Source organism: Pseudomonas sp. NPDC087598, assembly GCF_044743525.1.
Lineage (GTDB): Bacteria > Pseudomonadota > Gammaproteobacteria > Pseudomonadales > Pseudomonadaceae > Aquipseudomonas.
Genome location: NZ_JBIUWQ010000054.1, coordinates 1 through 17,710, shown reverse-complemented (window position 1 = coordinate 17,710; position 17,710 = coordinate 1). Strand labels below are relative to the sequence as shown.

General features: G+C 58.9%; 16 protein-coding genes and 3 tRNA genes. 8 read left to right on the top strand and 11 right to left on the bottom strand.

The window, feature by feature from the left end:
* Nucleotides 1-38 precede the first annotated feature (38 nt).
* The 5 genes from ACIOWE_RS23675 to gltX all read right to left on the bottom strand — a co-directional run bounded on the left by ACIOWE_RS23675 (nt 39) and on the right by gltX (nt 3,541).
* A complete protein-coding gene (locus ACIOWE_RS23675; protein WP_201239081.1) occupies nt 39-872 on the bottom strand; it encodes an alpha/beta fold hydrolase in 834 nt (277 codons plus the stop codon).
* Nucleotides 873-902: 30 nt separating this feature from the next.
* Nucleotides 903-1,442, bottom strand: coding sequence for a TetR/AcrR family transcriptional regulator (locus tag ACIOWE_RS23670; protein WP_166219869.1), 540 nt, complete (start codon nt 1,440-1,442; stop codon nt 903-905).
* Nucleotides 1,443-1,624: 182 nt separating this feature from the next.
* A tRNA-Glu gene (locus tag ACIOWE_RS23665) sits at nt 1,625-1,700 on the bottom strand.
* Between the two features lie 80 nt (nt 1,701-1,780).
* Nucleotides 1,781-1,856 (bottom strand) — tRNA-Ala (locus ACIOWE_RS23660).
* Between the two features lie 203 nt (nt 1,857-2,059).
* A complete protein-coding gene (gene gltX / locus ACIOWE_RS23655; RefSeq protein WP_099758525.1) occupies nt 2,060-3,541 on the bottom strand; it encodes a glutamate--tRNA ligase in 1,482 nt (493 codons plus the stop codon).
* Nucleotides 3,542-3,769: 228 nt separating this feature from the next.
* On the opposite strand from gltX, the gene ACIOWE_RS23650 reads away from it, so the two are divergent.
* Both ACIOWE_RS23650 and ACIOWE_RS23645 read left to right on the top strand, forming a co-directional pair.
* Nucleotides 3,770-4,819: an HlyD family secretion protein gene (locus ACIOWE_RS23650; protein ID WP_401396499.1), complete on the top strand. Its 1,050-nt coding sequence runs from the start codon at nt 3,770-3,772 to the stop codon at nt 4,817-4,819.
* A 49-nt stretch (nt 4,820-4,868) separates the two neighbouring features.
* A complete protein-coding gene (locus ACIOWE_RS23645; protein ID WP_401396550.1) occupies nt 4,869-6,359 on the top strand; it encodes an MDR family MFS transporter in 1,491 nt (496 codons plus the stop codon).
* 113 nt (nt 6,360-6,472) lie between these two features.
* On the opposite strand, the gene uvrB is transcribed toward ACIOWE_RS23645, so the two are convergent.
* Complete coding sequence (uvrB, locus tag ACIOWE_RS23640; RefSeq protein WP_401396496.1) at nt 6,473-8,488, bottom strand: excinuclease ABC subunit UvrB; 2,016 nt, start codon at nt 8,486-8,488, stop codon at nt 6,473-6,475.
* Between the two features lie 336 nt (nt 8,489-8,824).
* Between uvrB and ACIOWE_RS23635 the strand changes: the two genes are divergently transcribed.
* The gene (locus ACIOWE_RS23635; protein ID WP_401396493.1) at nt 8,825-10,021 is read left to right on the top strand and encodes an amino acid aminotransferase; all 1,197 of its coding nucleotides are present in this window, start codon (nt 8,825-8,827) and stop codon (nt 10,019-10,021) included.
* A gap of 227 nt (nt 10,022-10,248) precedes the next feature.
* Entirely contained in the window at nt 10,249-10,449 is a 201-nt protein-coding gene (locus ACIOWE_RS23630) for a hypothetical protein (protein WP_053118898.1), read from the top strand.
* Here ACIOWE_RS23630 and ACIOWE_RS23625 read toward each other — a convergent pair.
* Nucleotides 10,446-10,676 (bottom strand): hypothetical protein, encoded by a 231-nt coding sequence (locus ACIOWE_RS23625; RefSeq protein WP_047600188.1) that lies wholly within the window; start codon nt 10,674-10,676, stop codon nt 10,446-10,448. The genes ACIOWE_RS23630 and ACIOWE_RS23625 overlap by 4 nt on opposite strands.
* Before the next feature lie 228 nt (nt 10,677-10,904).
* Here ACIOWE_RS23625 and ACIOWE_RS23620 point away from each other — a divergent pair.
* Nucleotides 10,905-10,980, top strand: a tRNA-Asn gene (locus ACIOWE_RS23620).
* 179 nt (nt 10,981-11,159) lie between these two features.
* On the opposite strand, the gene ACIOWE_RS23615 is transcribed toward ACIOWE_RS23620, so the two are convergent.
* Nucleotides 11,160-12,683 carry a nucleobase:cation symporter-2 family protein gene (locus tag ACIOWE_RS23615; protein WP_401396489.1) on the bottom strand — a complete coding sequence of 508 codons (1,524 nt, stop codon included), beginning with the start codon at nt 12,681-12,683 and terminating at the stop codon, nt 11,160-11,162.
* A 254-nt stretch (nt 12,684-12,937) separates the two neighbouring features.
* Here ACIOWE_RS23615 and ACIOWE_RS23610 point away from each other — a divergent pair, with 254 nt between their 5' ends.
* Complete coding sequence (locus ACIOWE_RS23610; RefSeq protein WP_103304844.1) at nt 12,938-13,222, top strand: BrnT family toxin; 285 nt, start codon at nt 12,938-12,940, stop codon at nt 13,220-13,222.
* Nucleotides 13,223-13,225: 3 nt separating this feature from the next.
* Entirely contained in the window at nt 13,226-13,558 is a 333-nt protein-coding gene (locus tag ACIOWE_RS23605; RefSeq protein ID WP_201239086.1) for a BrnA antitoxin family protein, read from the top strand.
* A gap of 3 nt (nt 13,559-13,561) precedes the next feature.
* On the opposite strand, the gene ACIOWE_RS23600 is transcribed toward ACIOWE_RS23605, so the two are convergent.
* Nucleotides 13,562-14,389, bottom strand: a complete 828-nt coding sequence (locus ACIOWE_RS23600) for an arylamine N-acetyltransferase (protein WP_401396484.1) — start codon at nt 14,387-14,389, stop codon at nt 13,562-13,564.
* Nucleotides 14,390-14,489: 100 nt separating this feature from the next.
* Complete coding sequence (xth, locus tag ACIOWE_RS23595) at nt 14,490-15,284, bottom strand: exodeoxyribonuclease III (RefSeq protein ID WP_401396481.1); 795 nt, start codon at nt 15,282-15,284, stop codon at nt 14,490-14,492.
* Between the two features lie 128 nt (nt 15,285-15,412).
* Between xth and ACIOWE_RS23590 the strand changes: the two genes are divergently transcribed.
* Nucleotides 15,413-15,997 (top strand): GNAT family N-acetyltransferase, encoded by a 585-nt coding sequence (locus ACIOWE_RS23590; RefSeq protein WP_401396479.1) that lies wholly within the window; start codon nt 15,413-15,415, stop codon nt 15,995-15,997.
* Between the two features lie 3 nt (nt 15,998-16,000).
* Here the strand turns inward: ACIOWE_RS23590 and ACIOWE_RS23585 are convergent, their stop codons facing one another.
* Nucleotides 16,001-17,443 (bottom strand): mechanosensitive ion channel domain-containing protein, encoded by a 1,443-nt coding sequence (locus tag ACIOWE_RS23585; protein ID WP_401396476.1) that lies wholly within the window; start codon nt 17,441-17,443, stop codon nt 16,001-16,003.
* Between the last annotated feature and the right edge of the window lie 267 nt (nt 17,444-17,710).

The window sequence follows — 17,710 nt, the reverse complement described above, 5'->3', positions numbered from 1 at the left end:
TCCCGGTCAATTATTCAACCGAGGCAGTGTAACGGAGCTCACGCCGATTGGCGCGCCTGAAGGCTACGGCCGGCCAGCAGTGATAACACGCCATCAATCACCCGGGGGTCAGCCAGGACGCGCTGGTGGCCACCGCTTTCGAGGCGCAGCAAACGGCTGTCGAACCAGGATTCGTGGATCAATTGCGATTCTTTGACCGAGACAAAGTTGTCGTCCTCGGCGTGTACGATCAGACCGGGCATGTCCAGTTGATAGTGGGCGACGTCGAGAGTCGCGGCGCGCATGCCGACATCCCGCTCGACCTGACGAATGAACGCTGAACGCGCTCTCGGCGGCATCCCCACGTAGCGCGCAAAACCACGCAATACGCCAAGAATGCGGGCAGGAGCGGCAATGCTGACAAGGGTTTCGGTGCGCAAGCCCAATTGCACAGCGAGCATCGCACTGGCACCGCCCATGGAGTGGCCGATGACGGCTTGCAATGGCGGCAGTTCGGCAGCGGCTTCGAGCATGGCTCGGGCGAACAGGACGACATTGGCCTCACGTCCCGGCGAGCTGCCGTGGGCCGGACCATCAAGGGCGACGACGGTATAGCCAGCGTCGACCAATGCCGTGATCAACGAAGCGAACTGCGTGGGTCGCCCTTCCCACCCGTGCATCAGCAGCACGGTCGGGCCTTGCCCCCAGCGCAGCGCCGATAAACCAAAGCGCAACGTGATCCGTTCGGAATTGGCCAGCAACGGCAATTCCCAATCCCGCAGAGGCAAGGCGCGCGGCGTCATGAACGCCAGACGCATTTTGCTTGCTACCTGTTTCGGTGCAATCCAGCCCAAGGTGCCATTAACGCCACGAATCCACTTCAACGTGTTCATCGCTCTCTCCTCAGGCGTGTTGCCTTCAGGTCAACGCACCGCCGACTTGGCTGCGCGCAGCAATCGATCAGACAAATCTCCAGGGCCAAGCGCTCTTGCGAGTGCCAGACCACCCACCATCAAGGCCACGTCGGCCAAGGCTTTGTCGGTGTCCTCAGGGCTGGACGCCAACTGCGCAATCATCAATTCCAGGTGTTCGTTGAGCGCCAGACGGAAAGACTCCGGCAAACGTCCCAACTCACCGATAGATGCCGGAATCGGGCACGCCGCTTCGCTGGAATCCCGGTGCTTGCGCGACAGGTAGAACGCGGCGACCAGCGCACGGCGTTCTTCACCAGTCAGTTCGGCATCCATATCGGCGATCAAGTCGCGGCGGCGACCCAGTAACTGCTTGAACGCTTCGAGCATCATTGCGTCCTTGCTTTCGAAGTGCGCGTAGAAGCCGCCAACAGTCAGGCCGGCCGCACCCATCACTTCGCCCACGCTTGGGTCTGCCGGGCCCCGCTGGATCAGCGCAGCGCTGGCAGCCTTGAGGATGCGTTCGCGGGTTTGAGCTTTTTTATCGTTCATCGTTGCCTCCGAATATTACGACTAGAATATTATTCGCATAATAATATTCTGCAAGTCAAGGATATGACCGCTGGTCTGAAGCACAGTGTAAGGAAAAAGGAGATTTGGCCAAACGCCAGACAAACAAAAGGGTCATTCAATAATTGAATGACCCTTATAAAATCCCGCAGAGCGGGTAATCGTGGCGTCCCCTAGGGGACTCGAACCCCTGTTACCGCCGTGAAAGGGCGGTGTCCTAGGCCACTAGACGAAGGGGACACAAACCTTCTATACAACTGATCAGTGCTGAGATCTGATCGATTCAAGGCCGGTGTGGCCAGACCTTGAACTTGTAAAATTGGTGGAGCTAAGCGGGATCGAACCGCTGACCTCCTGCATGCCATGCAGGCGCTCTCCCAGCTGAGCTATAGCCCCTCATCGTTGATGTCATCGCTGAGGACGGGGCGAATCTTAAGGGCGTATCGAAAGCCTGTCAAACTTATTTTTGAAAAATTTCAAAATTTTTCGTCGGCATAACAATCACTTACCGCCCTCCCCCGTAAATTCGGGGGGAAAAACGCCGAAGGCCAGAATCAAAAGATCCCGGCCTTCGGTTGTTCCTGCAGAGTCAGGCGTGCTTAAGCGATAGCGCCCAGCAGCTTTTCCCACTCTTTGTTTTCTTTCTTCGACACACCGCCCAGCAGGTCAATGGCCTGACGCAGGCGATAACGGGTCAGGTCCGGCCCGAGGATTTCCATCGCGTCGAGCACCGACACCGAACTCGCCTGCCCGGTAATCGCGGCAAACATCAGCGGCATGGCATCACGCAGCTTTAGCTCGAGGGATTCGACCACTGCCTGAATCGTCGCGGTGATGTTGTCCTTTTCCCACTGACGCAGGCTTTCCAGCTTCCACAGAATCAGTTGCATCAACTGGCGAACCTGATCGCCCGAAAGCTTCTTCGATTCGAACAGCTTGGCATCCGGATTGACGCCACCAGCAAAGAAGAACCCACCCAGCGGTGCAACCTGGCTGAAGGTTTCAACCCGGCCCTGCACCAGCGGCGCGATCTTCATCATGTATTCCGGGTTCAGCGCCCAGGTCTGCAAACGGCTGGCGAACTCTTCCACCGGCAGATCACGCAGCCACTGGCCGTTGAGCCACGACAGTTTCTCGATGTCGAAGATCGGCCCGCCGAGGGAAACACGTTTGAGGTCGAAGTTGTCGACCATTTCCTGCAGCGAGAACTTCTCGCGCTCGTCCGGCATCGACCAGCCCATGCGGCCGAGGTAGTTGAGCATCGCTTCCGGCATGAAGCCCATGCGCTCGTAGAAGGTTACCGAGGTCGGGTTCTTGCGCTTGGACAGCTTGCTCTTGTCCGGGTTACGCAGCAGCGGCATGTAGCACAGCTCAGGTTGTTCCCAGCCGAAGTACTCATAAAGCAGGATCAGTTTCGGTGCCGATGGCAGCCATTCTTCGCCACGCAGTACGTGGGTGATGCCCATCAGGTGGTCGTCGACCACGTTGGCGAGGAAGTACGTCGGCAGACCGTCGGTCTTCATCAGTACTTGCATGTCCATGCGATCCCACGGGATCTCGACATCGCCGCGCAGCATGTCCGGCACCACGCAAACGCCTTCGCTCGGCACTTTCATGCGGATTACGTGCGGTTCGCCGGCTGCCAGACGGGCCGCGACTTCTTCTTTCGACAGCAGCAGCGCGCGGCCATCGTAGCGTGGGGTTTCGCCGCGAGCCATTTGCTCGGCGCGCATCTGATCGAGTTCTTCAGCGGTGCAGAAGCATGGGAACGCGTGGCCCATGTCGACCAGTTGCTGGCAGTATTTCTGATAGATGTCGCCACGCTCGCTCTGGCGATAAGGGCCGTGCGGGCCGCCGACGTCCGGGCCTTCGCTCCAGTCGATACCCAACCAGCGCAGGGCGTCGAAGATCTGCTGTTCGGACTCGCGAGTCGAACGCAACTGGTCGGTGTCTTCGATGCGCAGGATGAACTCACCGCCATGCTGCTTGGCAAAGCAGTAGTTGAACAATGCGATGTAAGCGGTACCTACGTGGGGGTCCCCGGTAGGCGATGGCGCGATGCGAGTGCGGACGGTGGTCATGGCATGTCTCGAAAAGAATGAAAAGCAAAACAATCAAGCGGCGAATGGTAACAGGCGACACCCGCCCCGCTCCAGCGGGCAGGGCATTTAAGCCAAGTTTGCGGCTGGAACGCCCATAGACCGTGGTGAATGGCCGAATATCAACAGACGGCATTTACCGTTTATCGGCTGTATGCCAGATTCGCCTGCTGATAACTTTCCTTACAATTCCTCGACTACAGTTTGCCCATGCCTGCTCAACTCAAGCGTCGCCTGTTTATTTTCCTGCTGCTGGTCCTGTTGATCGCCGGGGGCTTCTTCGCCCATTGGTTTTTCAAGGGACGCTTTTATGAAAGCACCGACAACGCCTATGTCCAGGGCGAAATCACCCGTGTGTCGAGCCAACTGAGTGCACGCATCGACGAAGTGCTGGTGCAGGACAATCAGCATGTGGAAAAAGGCCAGTTGCTGGTGCGCCTTGAACCCAATGATTTCCACCTGGCCGTCGATCGCGCCAACGCGGCCCTCGCCACCCGCGAAGCCGAGCGCCTGCAAGCACAGAGCAAACTCACCCAACAATCGAGCCTGATTGCCGCCAGCGATGCGCAAGTGGCGACCACGCAAGCGACGCTTGGCCGCTCGCAGATGGACTTGTCGCGGGCAGAAACCTTGCGCAAACCCGGTTACGTTTCCGAAGAACGCGTGACCACCCTCTCCGCTGACGCCCACATTGCCCGCTCGCAAGTGGCCAAGGCCCAGGCCGACGCGCAAGGTCAGCGGCAACAGGTCAATGCCCTGAGCGCCGAGATCAAACGCCTCGACGCGCAAATCGCCAACGCCCGCGCCGACCTTGCGCAAGCCGAACTCAACCTCACGCGCAGCGAAATCCACGCGCCGATCAGTGGCCTCGTCGGCCAGCGTGCGGCGCGCAACGGCCAGGTGGTGCAGGCCGGCGCCTACCTGCTGTCGATCGTCCCGGACGAAGACATCTGGGTGCAGGCCAACTTCAAGGAAACCCAGATCGGCCACATGCAACCCGGGCAGAAAGCCGAGCTGACCTTTGATGCCTATGGCGACACACCGATCGAAGCCCGGGTCGACAGCCTGTTCGCCGCTTCCGGCGCGCAGTTCAGTCTGTTGCCGCCGGACAACGCCACCGGCAACTTCACCAAGGTCGTACAACGGATTCCGGTGAAACTGACCTTCAAGGCTGATAACCCGCTGCACGGCAAAATCCGTCCGGGCATGTCGGTCACCGCCACCGTGAATATCAAAGACGCCCCAGACGATGGCCGGTGATTCGCTGATCCGCCCGGTCGGCGAGCCGACCCGGCGGGACTGGATTGCGGTGATGAGCGTGATGCTCGGCGCCTTTATGGCGGTGCTCGACATCCAGATTACCAACTCTTCGCTCAAGGACATTCAGGGCGCACTGTCGGCGACGCTGGAAGAAGGCTCGTGGATTTCCACCTCCTATCTGGTCGCGGAAATCATCATGATCCCGCTGACTGCCTGGCTGGTGCAGTTGCTCTCGGCGCGGCGACTGGCGGTATGGGTGTCACTGGGTTTTCTGGTGTCATCGCTGCTCTGCTCGATGGCCTGGAGCCTGGAAAGCATGATCGTTTTCCGCGCCATGCAGGGCTTCACCGGCGGCGCGCTGATCCCGCTGGCGTTTACCCTGACGCTGATCAAACTTCCCGAACACCATCGCGCCAAAGGCATGGCGATGTTCGCCATGACCGCCACGTTCGCACCGTCCATCGGCCCGACGCTGGGCGGCTGGCTCACGGAAAACTGGGGCTGGGAATACATCTTCTACATCAACATCCCGCCGGGGCTGATCATGATCGCCGGGCTGATGTACGGGCTGGAGAAGAAAGAAGCGCATTGGGAATTGCTGAAAAGCACCGATTACACCGGCATTCTCACGCTGGGGATTGGCCTCGGCTGCTTGCAGGTTTTTCTCGAAGAAGGTCATCGCAAGGACTGGCTGGAATCGAACCTGATCGTGATGCTCGGCAGTATTGCGCTGGTGAGCCTGATCACCTTTGTGATTGTGCAGATTTCCAAACCCAACCCGCTGATCAACCTCGGCATCCTGCGCAATCGCAATTTCGGCCTGTCGAGTATTTCCAGCCTCGGCATGGGCGTCGGGTTGTACGGCTCGATCTATCTGTTGCCGCTGTATCTGGCGCAGATCCAGAACTACAACGCCTTGCAGATCGGCGAAGTGATCATGTGGATGGGCGTGCCGCAGCTGTTTCTGATTCCGCTGGTGCCGAAACTGATGAAGTTCGTCTCACCGAAATGGTTGTGCACGATCGGCTTTGGCCTGTTCGGTTTGGCGAGTTTTTCTTCAGGCGTGCTCAACCCGGATTTCGCCGGGCCGCAGTTCAATCAGATCCAGATTATTCGCGCTCTGGGGCAGCCGTTGATCATGGTGACCATCTCGCTGATCGCCACGGCGTACATCCTGCCGCAGGACGCCGGTTCGGCGTCGAGCCTGTTCAACATCCTGCGTAACCTCGGCGGCGCCATTGGCATTGCCCTGCTGGCGACATTGCTGGATGCACGGACCAAGACCTACTTCGATTATTTGCGTGAAGCGGTGGTGCCGACCAATCCGCAGGTGGCCGAGCGACTGGCGTCGATGACCGACCGCTTTGGCAGTGACACGGCGGCGCTGGGCAAGCTGAGTGAGATCGTCCATCAGCAGGCGGCGATCATGGCTTACAACGATGCGTTTCACTTTGTCGGGATTGCGCTGGGGATCAGTATGCTGGCAATTCTGCTGACTAAAAAATTGCCAGAGGGGCTTAAGGCTGGGGAGTCTCATTAGACCGCGTTGCCGCCATTCGCGAGCAGGCTCGCTCCCACATAGGAATTGTGTTGCTCACAAATCCCCTGTGGGAGCGAGCCTGCTCGCGATGAGGCCCGACCAGCCGGCGCAAATCAAACAGCCAGAAGGCGCTCGCGCAGTTTGGCAATCTCATCACGCATCTGCGCCGCCGCTTCAAACTCCAGATCCCGCGCCAACTGATACATCTTCTCTTCCAGCGCACGAATACGCTTGGTGATCTCGCTCGGCGAACGCAGTTCGGCTTCGTACTTGGCGTTTTCCTCGGCGGCCTTGGCCATGCCCTTGCGCTTCTTGCTGCGCGAGCCCGGCACGGTGGCGCCTTCCATGATGTCGGCGACGTCCTTGATCACCCCTCTCGGGGTGATGCCGTTCTCGAGGTTGAAGGCGATCTGCTTGTCACGCCGACGCTCGGTCTCGCCAATTGCCCGCTCCATCGAACCGGTCATGCGATCGGCATACAGAATCGCCCGGCCATTGAGGTTCCGCGCGGCGCGGCCAATGGTCTGAATCAGCGAACGCTCGGAACGCAGGAAGCCTTCCTTGTCTGCGTCGAGAATCGCCACCAGCGACACTTCCGGCATGTCCAGACCTTCACGCAGCAGGTTGATCCCCACCAGCACGTCGAAAGTGCCGAGGCGCAGGTCGCGGATGATCTCAACCCGCTCGACGGTATCGATGTCCGAGTGCAGATAACGCACGCGCACGCCGTGGTCGGCGAGGTAATCGGTGAGGTCTTCGGCCATGCGTTTGGTCAGCGTGGTCACCAGCACGCGCTCCTCGACTGCCACACGCTTGCTGATTTCCGAGAGCAGGTCATCGACCTGGGTCAGCGCCGGCCGCACTTCAACCTGCGGGTCGACCAGACCGGTCGGCCGCACCACTTGTTCGACCACGCGCCCGGCGTGTTCGGCTTCGTAGTTACCCGGCGTCGCCGAAACGAAAATGGTCTGCGGGCTGACCCCTTCCCACTCGTCGAAACGCATTGGCCGGTTGTCCAGCGCCGACGGCAGACGGAAGCCGTATTCGACCAGTGTCTCTTTGCGCGAGCGGTCGCCCTTATACATCGCGCCGACTTGCGGCACGCTGACGTGGGATTCGTCGATCACCAGCAAGGCATCGGCCGGCAGATAATCGTAGAGAGTTGGCGGCGCGGCGCCGGCCGGGCGTCCGGACAGATAACGCGAGTAGTTTTCGATGCCGTTGCAGTAGCCCAGTTCGAGAATCATCTCCAGGTCGAAACGGGTGCGCTGTTCCAGACGCTGGGCTTCCACCAGTTTGTTGTTGCTGCGCAGGTATTCGAGGCGCTCCTGCAGCTCGACTTTGATGTGTTCGATGGCGTTGAGCAGGGTTTCCCGGGGCGTCACATAGTGGCTCTTCGGGTAGAAGGTGAAACGCGGCATCTTGCGGATGACTTCGCCGGTCAGCGGGTCAAACGCGGAAATGCTCTCGACCTCGTCATCGAACAGTTCAATGCGGATCGCTTCCAGATCGGATTCCGCCGGATAGATATCGATCACATCGCCGCGTACGCGGAAAGTGGCGCGGGCAAAATCCATGTCGTTGCGGGTGTATTGCAGGTCGGCCAGACGCCGCAACAGCGCACGCTGATCGAGTTTGTCACCGCGATCGACGTGCAACACCATCTTCAAATAGGTTTCCGGGCTGCCCAGACCGTAGATGCACGACACCGTGGTGACGATGATCGCGTCCTTGCGCTCAAGCAGCGCTTTGGTCGCCGACAGCCGCATCTGCTCGATGTGGTCATTGATCGACGCGTCCTTCTCGATGAAGGTATCGGACGACGGCACATAGGCTTCGGGCTGGTAGTAGTCGTAGTAGGAAACGAAGTATTCGACGGCGTTGTTCGGGAAGAACGCCTTGAACTCGCCATACAGTTGCGCGGCCAGGGTCTTGTTCGGCGCCAGCACCAGTGTCGGCCGCTGTATCTGCGAGATGACATTGGCGATGCTGAAGGTCTTGCCCGAACCGGTCACACCGAGCAGCGTCTGGTGCGCCAGCCCGGCCTCGATGCCTTCCACCAATTGGCGAATGGCTTCCGGTTGATCGCCGGCGGGTTCGAAGCGGGTGACGAGCTGGAATTCGGACATATACACCTCTGGATCGCGGCGCTCCGAGCAAAGCGGAGCACCACGGGGACGACCGCAAACGACCGATGTCGCGCAAGAAAAAACCTGGATTGTGCTCAATGTGGTGGCGATTGCCTGTCCTTTCAAGGCAAACGTCCTACATCGGGTAAAGACTCTGACACGGCCAAGCGACTAACGGTCGAGAAATAATCGGAAAAACTTGGCCTGAAAGGCCAATCGCCTGTCGCCATTGCTCAGTGATGGCCTCTATACTAGCTCCCCGTTTGTGCACCGCTCTAGTGCAATCGGCTGGAGCGCGACACGTCCCTCCACTCTCCATTCAGAGCCGCCGTAATAATGAGCCTGTTCTCCGCTGTCGAAATGGCACCCCGCGATCCAATCCTGGGCCTCAACGAAGCATTCAACGCCGATACCCGGACCGACAAGGTCAACCTGGGCGTGGGTGTTTACTGCAACGAAGAGGGGCGAATTCCCCTGCTGCGCGCCGTGATCGAAGCTGAAACCGTTCGCGCTGCTCAGCACGCTTCCCGTGGCTACCTGCCGATCGACGGCATCGCCGCCTACGATCAGGCAGTGCAAAAGCTGCTGTTCGGTAACGACTCGCCGCTGATCAGCGCCGGTCGCGTCATCACCACTCAGGCCGTCGGCGGGACCGGCGCACTGAAAATCGGTGCCGACTTCCTCAAGCAACTGCTGCCGAACGCCGTTGTAGCGATCAGCGACCCGAGCTGGGAAAACCACCGCGCGCTGTTCGAAACCGCCGGTTTCCCGGTGCAGAACTACCGCTACTACGACGCCGCTACCCACGACGTGAACCGTGCCGGCCTGCTCGAAGACCTCAACGCCCTGCCAAATGGCTCGATCGTTGTCCTCCACGCTTGCTGCCACAACCCGACCGGCGTCGACCTGAGCCCGGCTGACTGGAACAACGTGCTGGAAGTGGTCAAGGCCAAAGGTCACGTGCCGTTCCTCGACATGGCGTACCAGGGTTTCGGCGATGGCATCGACGAAGACGCCGCTGCTGTGCGCCTGTTCGCTGAATCGGGCCTGACTTTCTTCGTATCGAGCTCGTTCTCCAAGTCGTTCTCGCTGTACGGCGAGCGCGTTGGCGCCCTGTCGATCATCAGCGAATCGAAAGAAGAAAGCGCACGCGTGCTGTCGCAGGTCAAACGTGTGATCCGCACCAACTACTCCAACCCGCCGACCCACGGCGCAAGCATCGTCGCCGCTGTGTTGAACAGCCCGGAACTGCGTGCTCAGTGGGAAGCCGAGCTGGCGGAAATGCGTCTGCGCATTCGCGGCATGCGTGAGCAAATGGTCAGCCTGCTGGCAGAGAAAGCACCGGGTCGCGACTTCAGCTTCGTCGGTCGTCAGCGCGGCATGTTCTCCTACTCCGGCCTGACCACCGAACAGGTGCACCGCCTGCGCAACGAGTTCGGCATCTATGCGCTGGACACCGGCCGTATCTGCGTGGCCGCGCTGAACCAGAGCAACATCAAGGCTGTGACAGACGCGATCGTTCAGGTCATCTGATATCGCCGCATGATGAAAAACGGGAAGCCTGAGGGCTTCCCGTTTTTTTATTCGTCACGGAAACTGCTCTACACCCTCTAAACTGCAAACAACTCCTCACTGTGGGAGCGAGCCTGCTCGCGAAAGCGTTTTGTCAGCCAACAATGATGGCGACTGACCCACCGCATTCGCGAGCAGGCTCGCTCCCACAGGTTATGAGAAAACCTGCGAGCTTGACGAGAAACCAAATGAAAAACGACAACCTGCGCGCCGACCGTGACGATCTGGATGATTTCATCCCCCGCGCTTCGGCCAAACGTGAAAAAAGCCTGGTGCTGCAAGTTGCCGCTGGCGTCTTCCTCGGGGGACTGGTCCTGTGGCTGGTGCAACTGGCCGCGACCGCGGCCTACGCCAAACTGATGCTGGGCACCATCACCTTCGGCAGTTAAGCCAGTTCGCTCGCTCGCTGACTGGCGGCATCGTCATAGGCGACGTAGAGCGATTCGGCGATCTGACTCTTGATTGCCTTGGTGCTTTCAAGACCGAGAACAAACCCTTCAGCTTTGCCGCCCGCGCGGTTCAGCTCTTCAGCCGTGCTGGCCTGAGTGATTGCATCGAAGAGTTTTTCGGCGTGTGGACCGACGCCTTTGGGCAGGCTGATCTGCGCGATGCTCATGCGAGCACCACGCTGTTGCGAGATTTACAGATTGGGTGATTCATGGCGCGTACCTTTTCGGCGAATGGCCGGCAGCGCGTGTGACCACTTCCGGGCGGCCATGGTAGACCTCTGATGCGGTTCTGGTAACCGCCAATCGCGGATAAACCACCGCCCGTCCCGCAGAATCACTTATTTTCATAACCGATGCTTGACTTCTCTTTTTGAATCAGTAACATACGCACCAATTCCGCAATAGCTCAGTTGGTAGAGCAAATGACTGTTAATCATTGGGTCCCTGGTTCGAGTCCAGGTTGTGGAGCCAAATAGCAAAGCCCCTGAATCGAAAGATTCAGGGGCTTTTTTGTGGGCGCTTGAAAAGATCAAAAAATCGCAGAACACCGATCCCTTTAGGAGTTGCCGAAGGCTGCGATCTTTTGATCTCGAAATGAAAAAGGGCCGATCTGTTTAACAGGTCGGCCCTTTTTCATTTAACAGCAGCGGTCAGACATGCTCGCTGCTTTTCACCTGCGCCTTCGGCGCACCATGCCCGTGGTCGTGATCATCAGGTTCGATCACCGGCACTTCGTTGCCATCGCAGTCATGCAGTTTGCCGTCGCTGAAGTAATCGCCTTCACGCAGCGCGGCCAGATCGCGATAACGCAGGGTCCGCTCTTCCGCTGCCGCAAACACCGACTGTTGGTCCGAGTTGCCTGCGGTGAAGTGGTTGAACGCCAGATTGAGCAGGATCGCCATGATCGCCGACGAACTGATACCCGAATGGAAAATGGTCGCGAACCAGCTCGGGAAGTGATCGTAGAAGTTCGGTGCGGCAATCGGGATCATGCCGAAACCGATCGAGGTGGCGACGATGATCAGGTTGACGTTGTTGCGATAGTCCACTTTGGACAGCGTGCGAATACCACTCGCCGCCACCGTGCCAAACAGCACGATACCGGCGCCGCCGAGTACCGAAGTCGGCACCGCCGCGATCACCCGGCCCATGAACGGCAGCAGACCGAGAATCACCAGGAAGACACCGCCAGTGGCGACCACATAACGGCTCTTGATCCCGGTCACCGCCACCAGACCGACGTTCTGGGCGAAGGCACTCTGGGTGAACGAACCGAAGATCGGCGCAAACATGCTCGACAGCATGTCTGCGCGCAGGCCGTTGCCCAGACGCTTGGAGTCGACCTTGGTGCCGATGATTTCACCGACCGCCAGAATGTCCGCCGAGGTTTCCACCAGGGTCACCATGACCACGATGCACATCGACAGGATTGCCGCGAAGTGGAAGGTCGGCATACCGAAATGGAACGGTGTCGGGAAGCCGAACATCGGCCCGGTGGTAACGCCGGAAAAATCCGCCATGCCGAGGAACACCGCCAGCACCGTGCCGATCACCATGGCCAACAGGATCGACAACCGCGAGATGGTGCTGCTGCCGACCTTGCTCAGCAGCAGCACCAGCACCAGCGTCACTGCCGCCAGACCGATGTTCTGCATGCTGCCAAAGTCCGGCGCATGGCTATTGCCACCCATGGCCCAGCGTGCGGCCACCGGCATCAGCGTCAGGCCGATGGTAGTGATCACAATACCGGTGACCAATGGGGGGAAGAACTTGGTGATTCGCGAGAACACCGGAGTGATCAACAACCCTATCAGCGAGGCCGCAATCACCGCGCCCAGCACCGACTGGAAACCGCCCTCCCCGCCACTGCTGACGATCGCAACCATGGTTGCCACGCCGGAGAACGATACGCCCTGTACCAGCGGCAACTGACAGCCAAAAAACGGTAGACCCAGGGTTTGCAGCAACGTCGCCAGCCCCCCCGCAAACAATGAAGCAGCAATCAACAAACCAATGTCCGCCGGCGACAGCCCGGCAGCCTGACCGATGATCAGTGGCACCGCGACGATACCGCCATACATGGTCAGAACATGTTGCAGGCCGTAAGCCATATTCGCGCCGACCCCGAGATTCTCGTCCTCGGGCCGTTGGTGTGAAACATGGGGCGTTTTCATGGTGGGGGGTTCCCTGGTTTTTGTTATGCGCACACTGTATTCAATACTCGGGACAAATGTCCATAGAGTTGTATACAACTTATCAGTCACATAATGGATAGGTAGCCACCCAACCTTCTATCCCGGTGCTTCCATCGCCCACAAATCCGGCAACACATCCCTTTCTGTCTACCGTCCATGCACAACTAGGCTGAAGTGTTCATGGCGACCGACGGTACCGTCGCGCTGTTTTTTATACATATAAAGTATGCATAATGAAGTCCTTCGACATTCAGTACGACAAGAGCAAGAACGCAGCCAACAAACTCAAGCACAAAGGGCTGAGCCTCGCCGAAACGGAATCGGTCTTCCACGACGAACGCGCGCTCACGATTGAGGACAACGACCATGACGAACAACGCTGGATCACCCTCGGCCTCGATGGCAAGGGACGCTTATTGGTCGTTGCGTACAGTTACCGCGAAGTGAATGTCGTTCGAGTTATTTCCGCACGTCTCGCCACACCGAGCGAACGTCACGAATATTTTCAGGAGGCTTGATCGATGAAAGACGAATATGACTTTTCTCAGGGCAAACGCGGTGCAGTGGCGTCAAACAAAGGGAAAACCCGCATCACCATCATGCTGGACGACGCGGTCATTGAAGCCGCACGCACGCAAGCCGAGAACGAAGGGTTCGGTTATCAGACGGTGATCAACAACACCCTGCGCCATGCCCTGCTCAATACGGGCAAACCGGAACAGGTCGACTCAACTGCCCATTCCGGTCAATTCAAGCAAGGCATTACTGCCACCGACCTGAAGAGCCTGGAAAGAAAACTTTCGGCAGCCATCGGTGAAATCCGCCGGGTTCTCGAACCCGAAGCCAAACCGTAGGCTTCAGGCCGGCACGATCAGTCGTTCAAACGCGCGGCGTACTGACGGCTGGTCCGGAACGTGCAGATCGAACTCCGTCGTCAGCACATTGATCAGCTCATCGATGCTGGTCAATTCACGCCGCTCGCTATCAGCGCCCATGCGATGGATGGCAAAGCTGCCGTTGTTCAAGGTCTTGCGCCAGCCATCACCAGTACGCGCAACCATCAGGCGCTGAGCGAAAGGCGAATCGGCGTGCGTCGAGACGTACCAGTTGCCGATGGTGTAATCGATGTCTTCCTGGCGTTGCAGATCGAACAGATACATCGAGCGCCACTCCCCGGCCACCTTGGCGCGCAACATGTAGCCATCGGCTTGTTTTTCGATGCGATAGGGTTCGTGCGGAGTGGCTTGCTCGGCCTCGGTATCGAGGACCAGCGGTGCCGTCGGCACCATGCCGCCGAAGCCGACGTCGGTGATGTAGCGCACGCCATCAAGGGTGACCAGACTCAAGCGGTGAGTCCGCGCCGTCCAGGTGCCTTCAGGCTGATTCATGACCACGCGACCGCTGATGGCCTGCGCGTCGTAGCCCAATTCCAGGAGCAAGGTGAAATACAGATTATTGAGCTCGTAGCAGTAACCGCCACGGCCATCGTGCAAGACTTTCTGCTCGATCGAGGCCAGATCGATCGGCACTGACGCGCCGCTGATAGTCGACAGGTTTTCGAAAGGAAAGGCGCCGGTATGGCGCAACTGCAACTGGCGTAACGTTTCCAGGGTCGGCGCCGGTGGTGCGTCGAAACCCAGGCGTTGCAGGTACAGCTTCGGATTCGTCAGGCGTGGCTCACTCATTGCTCGGTCCTTATGCATGGGGCCGCAGATCACTGCGTTGATGGTCGCCATGTATACGGGATCAGGCACTATTCTCGACAATTGATTTCACCAATCGCCTCTAGCGTTTTTTCCTTGAACCGATACGAATCCACGTCGGTGCATGATCGCTGGCGTGCGGTTCGTTGCGCACCCAGGCGTCTACGCCGGCCTCGTGCAAATACGGACTCAGGGCTGGATTGAGCAGCAGATGGTCGATGCGCAGGCCGGAATTGCTTTGCCAGTGTTGGCGGAAATAATCCCAGAAGGTGTAGAGGCGGTCTTCGGGATACAGATGCCGCAGCGAATCGGTCCAGCCCTGGTCCAGCAATCGTTGATAACACTCACGGCTTTCGGGTTGCAGCAGCGCATCCTTGAGCCATGAACGGGTGTTGTAGATATCCATGTCAGTGGGCACCACGTTGTAATCGCCGGCCAACACCACCGGGTGATCGCTGGCTTGCAGGTCCTTTGCGTAGCTGATCAACCGTTCGAACCACGCCAGTTTGTAATCGAATTTCGGCCCCGGCTGCGGATTGCCGTTGGGCAGGTACAGGCAACCAACCAGCACACCGTGCACCGCCGCTTCCAGGTAACGGCTGTGCTTGTCGTCGGGATCGCCCGGCAAGCCGCGCCGGCTCTCCAGCGGTTGCGCGTCACGGGCAAGAATCGCCACGCCATTCCATGAAGCCTGGCCGTGCCAGATCGCGCCATAACCGGCGGCCTCCAGCTCGGCAGCGGGAAAGGCGCTGTCCAGCGACTTCAGCTCTTGCAGACAGACGATGTCCGGTTGCTCGCGCTTGAGCCACTCCAGCAGATTCGGCAGCCGTGCGCGCAGGCCATTGACGTTGAACGTGGCGATTCGCAGGTTTTTCATCGGCTGAGACTCCTGCCCGTGGCATGTGAAAATTGTGACCTTGCGATCACTGTGCTGGTTGCATCGGATATGGCCGCTACGGCGTAATAGGCGCTCGCCTTTGCCCGAACTGTCGAGAGCCGTCTTCCATGCACACCACACTGCAAGGCCAGGGTATTGTCCTGCGCCCGCTTCAATACTCGGACGCCGATGCACTGGTGCGCGCTGCCGCTGACGGCGAGTTGTGGAACCTCACCGTGACCGTCGTACCGTCCGCGACTACCGTCGACAGCTACCTGAAAAAAGCCCTCGACGGCCGTGATGCCGGCACGGTGCTGCCGTTTGCCATCACCTTGAAGGACAGCGGCGAAGTGATCGGATCCACGCGTTTCTGGAAGATCGACCCGCTCAATCGAAAACTGGAAATCGGCAGCAGCTGGATCTCGGCGAGCAGGCAGAAATCCTTCGTCAACACCGAAGCCAAATACTTGATGCTGCGCCACGCCTTCGAGGTGCTCGATTGCGTGCGCGTGCAATTCACCACCGACGAGAACAACCAGAAGTCACGCAACGCAATCCTGCGCCTCGGCGCGCAGCAGGAAGGCATCGTCCGCCACGAACGGATCATGCCGGACGGGCGCAAGCGCAACTCGGTACGGTTCAGCATCATCGACGACGAGTGGCCGCAAGTGCGCCTGCATCTGGAACAGAAACTCGCCGGCTACAACGCATAAGGCTCAGGCGCGATTGCGCAGCCATTGCAGGAAGCCTTTTTTCGCCACCACCACTGGCGCTTCCTCGGTCAGGGATTGCGCCTTGTGCAAGCGGTAGTCGAGCAAGGCTTTCATCGCGTCGTTGATGTCGTGACGGGCGTCGAGGCACGGTTTGAGGTACGTTTTCTCGATGCGGTACAGGGCGCAGAAGGTCTTCGCGGCAAACTTCGCCGGCACCGAGGAATCGGAAAGAATGCCCGCCTCGCCGATGACTTCGCCGGGGCCCATGCGTCCGGACTCGAACGGTGCGCCATGGCGGGTCAACGTCACCGTGACCACACCCGACTCAATAATGAACAAGTGATCGCTGACCTCCCCCGCCTCAAGGATTGTCTCGCCAGCCCGGAAGGTTTGCAGGGTCATGTTCTGGCTGAACGTGTCTTTCTCTTCCTGGCGCAGGGTCGAGAAAATCGGCGAACTGTCGAGCAACGCCCGTGGCCGCGACAGGTTGGTCGGTGCACTGCTTTCTTCACTCGACAGCAGATTGACCCCGGACGCCTGCAAGTGCCGATACGCCAGATCGAACAGCTGATTGCGCACCACGCGCTTCTCACCCATCGAGGCGACGAAACCACTGATCTCGTACTCCGCCCCCGTGCTACTGGAGCTTTTCAGCGCGACACTTGGCGCTGGCGTGTCGAGCAGTTGCCGACAGCCCTGCATCGCCCGTTCCAGTGCATCGATTACCGAGTTGGGCCGCGCGTGCGGGCTGACCTGCACGCTGACCGCGACGCCGAACATGTTGCTCGGCCGACTGAAATTGATGATCTTGGCCTTGGCTGCCAGCGAGTTGGGAATCACTGCCATGCTGCCCTGACTGGTTTGCAGGCGCGTGGCGCGCCAATCGATGTCGGTGACCCGGCCCTCGGTGCCGTCGATGGAAATCCAGTCATCCAGTTGATAAGGCTTTGTGGTGTTGAGGACGATCCCGGAAAACACGTCACTCAAAGTGCTCTGCAAGGCCAGGCCGACGATGATCGCCAGTGCACCGGACGTTGCCAGCACGCCTTTGACCGGCAGATCCAGCACATAAGCCAGTGCCGCAATGATCGCAATAAGGAAAATCACCGCGCCGAGCAAGTCCTGCAACAGCCGCCCGGTGTGGCCGACCCGCTGCATCATCACCGCGCCAATCAACACCGTCAGGGTGCGTGCACCGAATAGCCACCAGCCGATCTGCAACCCGGTCGCCGCCAAGTGCAATGGCACATTGTCAGCCCACGGCGCAGGCTCCATCGGGTTGAGCCCTTCGTTGAACAGCAGCACGCTGAACAAGCTGAAAATCAGCACTCGCACCAGCAGTTTCCACTCACTGCCATGGGAGCTGATCAGACGCCACAGGCCCAGATCGAGGAGGATCAGGACCAACGCGCAAAACAGGGGATGTTCAGTCAGCAGAGACAGCATCAAACAACTCCGACGAGGGCCAATCGCGAGAAGATCGCACAGATTGGGTCAGTGTAGGAGCAATTGATTTCAGAGGATGAACAGCCTCTCACTGGCAACAAAAAAACTGTAGGAGCTGCCGCAGGCTGCGATCTTTTGATTTTTAAAAACAAAGTCAAAAGATCGCAGCCTTCGGCAGCTCCTTGTATCTCGACTATCGCTCCGTCAGGAGCGATAGTTCTCGACTGATCATCGAGGGAGGGACTTGGAAGCCGTGCAGCTCCTTAG

What these genes read in the sequence shown, in the direction of transcription:
- ACIOWE_RS23675 (WP_201239081.1), bottom strand. Translation starts at nt 872, where the DNA reads ATGAACACGTTGAAGTGGATTCGTGGCGTTAATGGCACCTTGGGCTGG.
- ACIOWE_RS23670 (WP_166219869.1), bottom strand. Translation starts at nt 1,442, where the DNA reads ATGAACGATAAAAAAGCTCAAACCCGCGAACGCATCCTCAAGGCTGCC.
- gltX (WP_099758525.1), bottom strand. Translation starts at nt 3,541, where the DNA reads ATGACCACCGTCCGCACTCGCATCGCGCCATCGCCTACCGGGGACCCC.
- ACIOWE_RS23650 (WP_401396499.1), top strand. Translation starts at nt 3,770, where the DNA reads ATGCCTGCTCAACTCAAGCGTCGCCTGTTTATTTTCCTGCTGCTGGTC.
- uvrB (WP_401396496.1), bottom strand. Translation starts at nt 8,488, where the DNA reads ATGTCCGAATTCCAGCTCGTCACCCGCTTCGAACCCGCCGGCGATCAA.
- ACIOWE_RS23635 (WP_401396493.1), top strand. Translation starts at nt 8,825, where the DNA reads ATGAGCCTGTTCTCCGCTGTCGAAATGGCACCCCGCGATCCAATCCTG.
- ACIOWE_RS23630 (WP_053118898.1), top strand. Translation starts at nt 10,249, where the DNA reads ATGAAAAACGACAACCTGCGCGCCGACCGTGACGATCTGGATGATTTC.
- ACIOWE_RS23625 (WP_047600188.1), bottom strand. Translation starts at nt 10,676, where the DNA reads ATGAGCATCGCGCAGATCAGCCTGCCCAAAGGCGTCGGTCCACACGCC.
- ACIOWE_RS23615 (WP_401396489.1), bottom strand. Translation starts at nt 12,683, where the DNA reads ATGAAAACGCCCCATGTTTCACACCAACGGCCCGAGGACGAGAATCTC.
- ACIOWE_RS23610 (WP_103304844.1), top strand. Translation starts at nt 12,938, where the DNA reads ATGAAGTCCTTCGACATTCAGTACGACAAGAGCAAGAACGCAGCCAAC.
- ACIOWE_RS23605 (WP_201239086.1), top strand. Translation starts at nt 13,226, where the DNA reads ATGAAAGACGAATATGACTTTTCTCAGGGCAAACGCGGTGCAGTGGCG.
- ACIOWE_RS23600 (WP_401396484.1), bottom strand. Translation starts at nt 14,389, where the DNA reads ATGAGTGAGCCACGCCTGACGAATCCGAAGCTGTACCTGCAACGCCTG.
- xth (WP_401396481.1), bottom strand. Translation starts at nt 15,284, where the DNA reads ATGAAAAACCTGCGAATCGCCACGTTCAACGTCAATGGCCTGCGCGCA.
- ACIOWE_RS23590 (WP_401396479.1), top strand. Translation starts at nt 15,413, where the DNA reads ATGCACACCACACTGCAAGGCCAGGGTATTGTCCTGCGCCCGCTTCAA.
- ACIOWE_RS23585 (WP_401396476.1), bottom strand. Translation starts at nt 17,443, where the DNA reads ATGCTGTCTCTGCTGACTGAACATCCCCTGTTTTGCGCGTTGGTCCTG.